Annotated in this window: 7 protein-coding genes; 4 read left to right on the top strand and 3 right to left on the bottom strand. The window is 66.3% G+C overall.

Annotated features, from left to right (window positions below; all coding sequences use genetic code 11):
* The first annotated feature begins 149 nt into the window (after window positions 1–149).
* Genes J4D52_RS26680 through hutH form a run of 3 tightly spaced genes read left to right on the top strand, consistent with a single transcriptional unit; the run spans window position 150 to window position 3,564 of the window.
* Window positions 150–1,079, top strand: coding sequence for an aliphatic sulfonate ABC transporter substrate-binding protein (locus tag J4D52_RS26680; protein WP_102677555.1), 930 nt, complete (start codon window positions 150–152; stop codon window positions 1,077–1,079).
* Window positions 1,080–1,084: 5 nt separating this feature from the next.
* Window positions 1,085–2,089 (top strand): ornithine cyclodeaminase family protein, encoded by a 1,005-nt coding sequence (locus J4D52_RS26685; protein ID WP_102677556.1) that lies wholly within the window; start codon window positions 1,085–1,087, stop codon window positions 2,087–2,089.
* Complete coding sequence (gene hutH / locus J4D52_RS26690; RefSeq protein ID WP_102677557.1) at window positions 2,086–3,564, top strand: histidine ammonia-lyase; 1,479 nt, start codon at window positions 2,086–2,088, stop codon at window positions 3,562–3,564. Before J4D52_RS26685 ends, hutH begins: the two co-directional genes overlap by 4 nt.
* 45 nt (window positions 3,565–3,609) lie before the next feature.
* Here hutH and gstA read toward each other — a convergent pair whose 3' ends face one another.
* The gene (gstA, locus tag J4D52_RS26695; protein ID WP_102677558.1) at window positions 3,610–4,215 is read right to left on the bottom strand and encodes a glutathione transferase GstA; all 606 of its coding nucleotides are present in this window, start codon (window positions 4,213–4,215) and stop codon (window positions 3,610–3,612) included.
* A 96-nt stretch (window positions 4,216–4,311) separates the two neighbouring features.
* On the opposite strand from gstA, the gene J4D52_RS26700 reads away from it, so the two are divergent.
* On the top strand, window positions 4,312–5,184 hold the full coding sequence (locus J4D52_RS26700) for a LysR family transcriptional regulator (RefSeq protein ID WP_102677559.1): 873 nt from the start codon (window positions 4,312–4,314) through the stop codon (window positions 5,182–5,184).
* A 66-nt stretch (window positions 5,185–5,250) separates the two neighbouring features.
* Here the strand turns inward: J4D52_RS26700 and J4D52_RS26705 are convergent, their stop codons facing one another.
* The gene (locus tag J4D52_RS26705; RefSeq protein ID WP_102677560.1) at window positions 5,251–5,760 is read right to left on the bottom strand and encodes a hypothetical protein; all 510 of its coding nucleotides are present in this window, start codon (window positions 5,758–5,760) and stop codon (window positions 5,251–5,253) included.
* Between the two features lie 157 nt (window positions 5,761–5,917).
* Window positions 5,918–7,339: an MFS transporter gene (locus J4D52_RS26710; protein ID WP_102677561.1), complete on the bottom strand. Its 1,422-nt coding sequence runs from the start codon at window positions 7,337–7,339 to the stop codon at window positions 5,918–5,920.
* Window positions 7,340–7,515: the final 176 nt, after the last annotated feature.

The following is a 7,515-nucleotide window of genomic DNA, read 5'->3' on the forward strand; positions in this document are numbered from 1 at the left end:
GGCGGCGGGGTGTGTCAGGGGGATCGCTTTCGCGGGCAAGCCTGGCTCCTACATTGGCCTGCGGCGTTTCTGGCTTCTGTAGGAGCCAGGCTTGCCGGCGATGAGGCCGTCATGGCCGACCGTGTTTTCAATTCGTTTGGGAGTCACCGATGTTCAAAGGTTTTATCGTCACCCTGTGTCTCACGCTCTGCGCTGCGCTGGCCCTGGCCGCCGAGCCTGGGCAATTGCGCATCGGCTATCAGAAAAGCTCGGTGAGCATGGTCCTGGCCCGCGAGCACCAGTTGCTGGAGAAAGCCTTGCCGGGCACCCAGGTGCAATGGATCGAATTCCCCGGTGGCCCGCAACTGATCGAGGCACTGAACGGCGGCAGCGTGGATGTGGGCAATATCGGCGACATCCCGCCGATCTTTGCCCAGGCCGCGGGGATCGACTTGCAATACATCGGCGTCGAGCCCAGCGACGGCAAGACCGAAGCCATCCTGCTGCCCAAGAACAGCCAGGCGCAGAGCCTGGCCGACCTCAAGGGCAAGCGGGTGGCGCTGCTCAAGGGTTCCAGCGCACACAATTTCTTCCTCAAGAGCCTGCAACGCGCCGGTCTGAAACTCAGCGACGTAAACCTGGTGTACCTGTCGCCGGCCGACGCCCGCGCGGCCTTCGAGCAGGGCAAGCTGGACGCCTGGGTGATTTGGGACCCCTATTATTCAGCGGCCTTGCTCGACGGCAGCGCACGCCTGCTCAGCGATGGCCAGGGCCTGGATTCCGGCGGCAGTTTCTACATCGCCAGCGGTGCCTTCGTGCGTCAGCACGGCACTGCCGTCGCCCCCATTCTCAAGGCCTTCGGCGCGGCCCAGCAGCTGTCCTTCGACCAGCGCGACGCCAGCATCGACAGCATGACGCGCATCCTCGGCCTGCAACGGCCGGTGGTGGAAAGCTACTTCAGCCATCGTTCGCGCTCGCCCTTGCAGGGCATCGATGCCCGGGTCGTGGCCAGCCAGCAACGCACCGCCGACCTGTTCCTCGCCAACCACCTGATCCCCAAGGCCGTGCGGATCGAGCAGATCGTATTCAAGAGCGAGTGAGCCACATGAAACCCATCTATATCGATTTTCTCAACGGCCTGGACATCGCCGAACTGGCCCTGAGCAACGACGAAATCCTCGCCGCCATCGAAGCCAGCCTGGCGCTCCAGGGCCGTGGCGAAGCGGTGATCGAGCCGCGCACCCACCTGATTCCCGGGGGCGCTATCAATGGTCATTTCAACGTGCTGCGCGGGGTGCTCGGTGGCGATATCGGCCACGCCGGGGTCAAGGTGGTGGGCGACTTCGTCGACAACTACCGCCAGGATCTGCCGTCGGAACTGGCGATCCTCAACCTGCTGGACCCGGCCACCGGCGTGCCCCAGGCGATCCTCGACGCCTCGGCGATCACCGATATGCGCACCGGCGCGATCACCGCCATCGGCGCCAGGTACCTGGCCCGCCCGGACAGCAAGGTGCTGGCCCATATCGGCGCTCGGGGCACGGCGTACTGGAACGTGCGGCTGCTGGACCACCTGTTCGACTTCGAGGAAATCCGCGTGCACTCGCGTCGTGAGGACAGCCGCGAGGCTTTTGCCGAACGCCTGCGCCGCGACCTGGGCAAGCCGGTGATCGTCACCCACGACTGGGAGAGCGCGGTGCGCGGCGCGGACATTGTGGTCGAGGCGTCGCGGCTGAACCAGCCCGAACCGCTGCTGCGCACCGAGTGGATCAAGCCCGGTGCCTTTGTCGTGCCCTACGGCACCATGAGCGCGGTGGAGCTGTCACTGACCGACATTATGGACAAGCTGGTGGTGGACGATTGGGGCCAATGCAAGGCTGGGATGTTCGGTGCGCTGCGGGCCCACGTCGAGGCCGGCAAACTCAGTGAACAGACCCTGCACGCCGAGCTTGGGCAGATAGTCGCGGGCCAGCGCAGCGGCCGGCAGCACGGCGAGGAAACCATCCTGTTCTGGCACCGTGGCCTGAGCCTCAGCGATATCGCCCTGGGCCATGCCCTGCTGCAAAAGGCCCGGCGCCTGGGCATCGGCCAGCGGCTGCGTTTCGCATGATCGGCCTGGGCCCGCAGGGCCTGGCGCTGGCTGACCTGCTGCGGGTTGCCCGTGAGGAAGCGGGGCTGCAATTCACCCCGGCCGCCCGGCAACGGATCGCCGCCGGCCATGGGCTGTTGCGGGAGCGGATGGTTGCGGGCGACGCCATCTACGGCGTGACCACCGGCCTTGGCGCGGCGGTGGATCTGACCCTGACCCAGCCGGACGACGACCTGCAACGGCGGATCCCCCTGGGTCGCGCCGTGGGTATCGGGCGCCTGGCCACGCGGACCGAACTGCGGGCGATAATTGCCGTGCGCCTGGCCGGGCTGGCCCAGGGCCGCTCGGGGATCTCCCAGGCCAGCGCCGACAGTTTGCTGGCCTTGCTCAACACCGGGATCGAACCCGAGGTGCCCTTGCTTGGCTCCCTGGGGGAAAGCGATCTGGCGCCATTGGCGCATCTGAGCCTGGCGCTGATCGGCGAGGGTTGGGTGCACTGGCGCGGCGAGCGGCTGCCGGCGCGAGAGGCCTTGCAGCGCAATGGCCTGCAACCGGCGCGGCTGGTGGACAAGGACGGCCTGGCGCTGGTCTCGGCGAATGCCGCGAGCATTGGCCTGGGTGCCCTGTTGCTGGCCGAGGCCGACCAGGCCCTGGACAGCCTGCTGGCGGCGCTGGCGCTGTCTTGCGAAGGTTATCGGGCGAACCTCAGTCCCTTCCAGCCCTGGGCTGCGCGCCTGCGGCCGGCGGCGGGCCAGGCCGAGCAATCGGCGGCGCTGCTGGACTTGCTGGAGGGCAGCCAGTTGCAGCAGCCAGACAGCGCCCGGCGCTTGCAGGATCCCTTGAGCTTTCGCTGTGCCGGCGTGGTGCAGGGCGCCGCGCGACAGGCCTGGGCGCAGCTGCGCGAGCATCTGCAGGTGGAACTGGCCAGCGGCGCCGATAACCCGGCATTGATCGACGAGCAGCGCCAGGTCCTGGCCACCGCCAATTTCGACAGCACGCACCTGGCTCTGGCCGGGGAAGGCCTGGGGCTGGCTTTGAGCCGGGTCGCCGCCTGTTCCGCCGAGCGCATCGCCAAGCTGCTGTCTCCAGCCTCCAGCGAACTGCCGCGCTTTCTCATCGAGCGACCCGGGCATGTCGGCATGGCCGCCTTGCAACGCAGTGCCGCGGCGCTGCTGGCGGAGATCGGCCATCTGGCCAATCCGCTGCCGGCGGTCTGCGTGCCGGTGGCCGATCGGGTCGAAGACTACGCCGGCCAGGCCCTGGCGGTGATCGAGAAAACCCGGCAACTGACCCAGCGCCTGGCCTGGCTGGCGAGCATCGAACTGATAGTCGCCGCCCAGGCCATCGATCTGCGCGGGCCCTTGCAATTGGGCGTTGGCAGCGCCCGCATTCACCGCGCGGTGCGCAGCCAGGTGGCCTTTCTCGATCAGGATCGGCCGGGCTCGGTGGATGTGTTGGCCTTGAGCCGGTTTATCGATGCGGGAGGGTTGGGGTGAACGGGAAACCGCCATCGCGGGCAATCGAGCGTCGACCGGCCGCTCCTACAGAGCTGTTTCGGCCGTGAGCGCCGCTTGCACCGCTTCGCGCTGGGCGATGCGTGCCTGGAAGCGCGACAGCGCCGGCCACTGTTCCAGGTCGATGGCAAAGCCGGCGGTCCAGCGCAGCACGGTGAACAGGTAGGCGTCGGCGACGCCGAAGGCTTCGCCCAGCAGGTAGCTCTGCTGCTCCAGCCTGCGGTCCAGCAGCGCCAGGCGCTTGAACAGTTTCTGCCGGATCAGCGCTTGGGTCGCTTCGGGAAACTCTGTATTGAACAGCCAGCCGAGGCTGCCATGGATCTCGCTGGAGACGAAGTTGAGCATCTCTTGCAAACGCACCCGTTGCCAGCTGCCGTTGGCCGGCGCCAGACCCGCTTGCGGCTTGAGGTCGGCCAGGTATTGCAGGATCGCCGGCCCTTCGGTCAGCACCTGGCCGTCCTCCAGTTCCAGCGCCGCCACATACCCCTTGGGATTGATCGTCAGGAAGTCGGCGCCGTCGGCCGTGGTCTTGTTGCGGTTGTCGACCCGCACCAGGTTGAACGGCAGGGCCAGTTCGCGCAGCACGATATGCGGGGCCAGCGAGCAGGCGTTGGGCGAGAAATACAGGTTCATCGAGGGCTCTCCAAAGGGGGGAGATCAGTGTCATAGTCCGCGCTGTTCTCAGTAAAATTAATCTTCCAGAAAAACCCCATAAGGACAGCTACTGCCATGATGAACCTGATGCACTGGCGCATGCTGGTGGCCGTGGCGGATACCGGCAACATCACCCGCGCCGCCGAGCGGGTCGGCATGACCCAGTCCGGCGCCAGCCAGGCCCTGGCGCTGCTCGAAGACAGCCTGGGCGTGCAGCTGTTCACCCGGGAGAACCGCCAGACCCTGCCCACTGCCGTCGGCGAACAGGTGGTCGAACAGGCGCGGCTGATGCTCGCGGCGTTGCAGAACATCCGCGACACCGCGGACGCCTGCCGGGACATTCAGCGCGGCACCATTCGCCTGGCGAGTTTCCCCATGGTGCTGGCGACTTTCCTGCCGCCGCTGCTACGACGCTTCAAGCAGCTGTATCCGGGCATCCAGGTGGTGGCGCTGGAGGTCAGCGACGACGAGGTCGAGGCCTTGCTCGAAGCGCGATTGATCGATGTCGGGGTGCTGCTCAATCCTGCGCCCGAGCGCCGCGTCGGCCTGCTGGGACGCGATGCCTGGGTGGCGGTGCTGCCGGCTGGGCATGCCCTGGCGCGCCGCGGTCAGGAGCAGGGCGTGACCTTGCAGGAGCTGGTGAGCCAACCCTTCGTGCTGGCCACCGGCGGCTGTTCGGTGAATGCCCGCAGCCTGGCGGCGGATGCCGGCCTGGAGCTGGCGGATGTGCGGGTCGAGGTACGGGAGTGGAGCAGCGCCTTCACCCTGGTCCGCGAGCAGGTGGGGCTGACCCTGGTGCCGCAGATGACCTTGCCGGAGCAACGCCATGGGTTGTGCGTACTGCCGTTGGACGTGCCGATCCCGCGCACCTTTGCCCTGGTGCTGGCCGAGGGCAGCGAGCCGTCGCCGGCGCTGCGGGCCTTGCTCGATATGCTGGCCCAAGGCTGAGCTCAGCCGCTCAAGCCGACCCATGAAAAAGGGTTCCCGTGGGAACCCTGTTTCGACTGGCCGCTTTTAAAGCGCCGCGAGGAACTTGTCGGTGACTTGCTTATCGACGCCGCTGGCGTCCTTCTCGACTTGCGCCAGCTTCAGCTTGTCCTGGACCCGCTGGGCAATTTCCTGAGCCACCGCCTGCTGTTTCGCCGGCGGCATGTTTTTCAGGTCTTCCTCGGTAATGCCCATCTCTTCGAGGATGCGGTCGCGCATGCGCTGTTCAGGGGACTTGCTCATGTAGTCCTTGAACTCGTCCAGGGCCGAGCTCTGCGTGGCGCTGTTGGCTTGCGCGGTGCTGGCGGTCGGCGGCGTGGCCTGGAGCAGCACGCGGGTCTTGGCGAAGGCCGCCGCGACATTGTCGTCGACCGTGTTGCTGGCCTGCTGCACGGCCTGGGATATCTGGTTGTTCGCCGCGTTCTGCACGTTCTGCATCAAACCGCTGTACAGCGCGCTGGCGGCCGCGGTGGTCGGGTCCATGTCGGACCGCTGGGTGGGCTGGATCGCCGAGGTTTTCTGGGCACTGACCAACATGATTGGGTACCTGTGTGTAAGGGCTATCGCAGGGCTGCGCAGCAATTTGCATGCCGCTACTGCGCAGGGCTCTGGGGCAGGGCTCTGCGCCGGTTGCCCGGCAAGGCTGGCGGCACGCGGCGGACAAGCCTTGCCGCTTGCGGCCAGTGGCGACCGGTCAAGGGTGGGCGATGTTCTCCAGGGCCAGGTTGCGGGTACGCGGGCCGAAACGGCCGATGGTGAACATCACGATCAGCATGCTGCTGACAATGAACGCCAGGACCCCGGGCGTGCCGAAGCGGTCGAGGAAAAAGCCGATCAGCAGGCTGCTGAACACCGTCGACAGGCGGCTGAACGAGTAGCAGAAACCCACCGCCCGGGCGCGGATATTGGTGGGGAACAGCTCGCTTTGATAGGAGTGGTAACTGAAGCTCAGCCAGGCGTTGCAGAAGGTGATCATCACCCCGCAGACGATCAGCCCCAAGGCCGTGCTCTGCCAGGCGAACAGGGTGCCGAAGGTCATGGCGCCGAGGGCCGAGCCGACGATCTGCCATTTGTTTTCGAAGCGGTTGGCGAACTTGACGAACAGCAGCGGCCCCAGCGGATAGGCGAGGGTGATGATGAAGGCGTACATCAGGCTGTGGGTGACGCTCACGCCCTGGCCCGAGAGCAACGCCGGCAGCCAGTTGCCGAAACCGAAGAAGCCGATGGCCTGGAACACATGGAACACGATCAGCATCAGCGCCCGGCGCCGATAGGGCGGTTGCCAGATATCGGCGAAACGCCCCGCGCCCTGGACGCCGAGGGCTTCGGGCTGCGGGGTGTCCAGCGGCTTGCCATGGTCCTTGGCGCAGCGAGCCTCGATGCCGTCCATGATCCGCTCGGCCTCGGCGAAGCGCCCATGCTGGGCCAGCCAGCGCGGCGACTCCGGCAGGCGGGAACGCAGCCACCAGATAAACAGCGCGAACACCGCGCTGGCCAACACCACCCAGCGCCAGCCGGCGATGCCGAACGGGTCCTGCGGCACCAGCCACCAGGACATCAGCGCCACCGCCGGCACCGAGAGAAACTGCACGAAAAAGGCAAAGGCGAAGGCCGAGCTGCGCATGTGCTTGGGCACCAGTTCAGAGAGGTAGGCGTCGATGGTCACCAACTCGATGCCCAGGCCGATGCCCACCAGAAAGCGCATGCCGATGATCCCCAGGGCCGAGGTCTGCACGCCCATCAGCACCGTGGCGACGGTGTACCAGATCAGGGCGAAGGTGAAGATCGCCCGGCGCCCGAAGCGGTCGGCGATCGGGCTCAGCAGGCTGGCGCCGAGGAACAGGCCGAGAAAGGTCGCCGAGGCGAAGGCCGCCTGGTCGGAGAAACCGAATACGCCCTGGCTGCCGGTGGCGAAGATCCCGTCGCGGATCAGGCCGGGGCTGATATAGGCAGTCTGGAACAGGTCATACAGCTCGAAGAAACCACCAATGGACAGCAGCGCCACCAGGCGCCAGACCGTGGCAACGGCGGGCAGGCGATCGATGCGGGCGGAGATATCGGCAGCGCGGAGCGGGTCGAGGCCGTCGGTAGCGACGGTGGGGGCGAGGGACGACATGGGCGGGATTCCAGGTTGCGGTGAAGAGGAATCTTAGCTGGCTAACGGAAATCAATGATTGTGAATGCTGGCCCGGAAGATGGGCCATACGCTGATTTATTGTCGTATTTCGTTACATTTTGCTGGTTCATGCCGTTGCATCAGCCGAAGCGGCATCCAGCGTCTGTAGGAGCGAG

The sequence above is a fragment of the Pseudomonas sp. GW460-12-10-14-TSB1 genome (assembly GCF_017349775.1).
In the GTDB taxonomy this organism is placed as follows: Bacteria; Pseudomonadota; Gammaproteobacteria; order Pseudomonadales; family Pseudomonadaceae; genus Aquipseudomonas; species Aquipseudomonas piscium.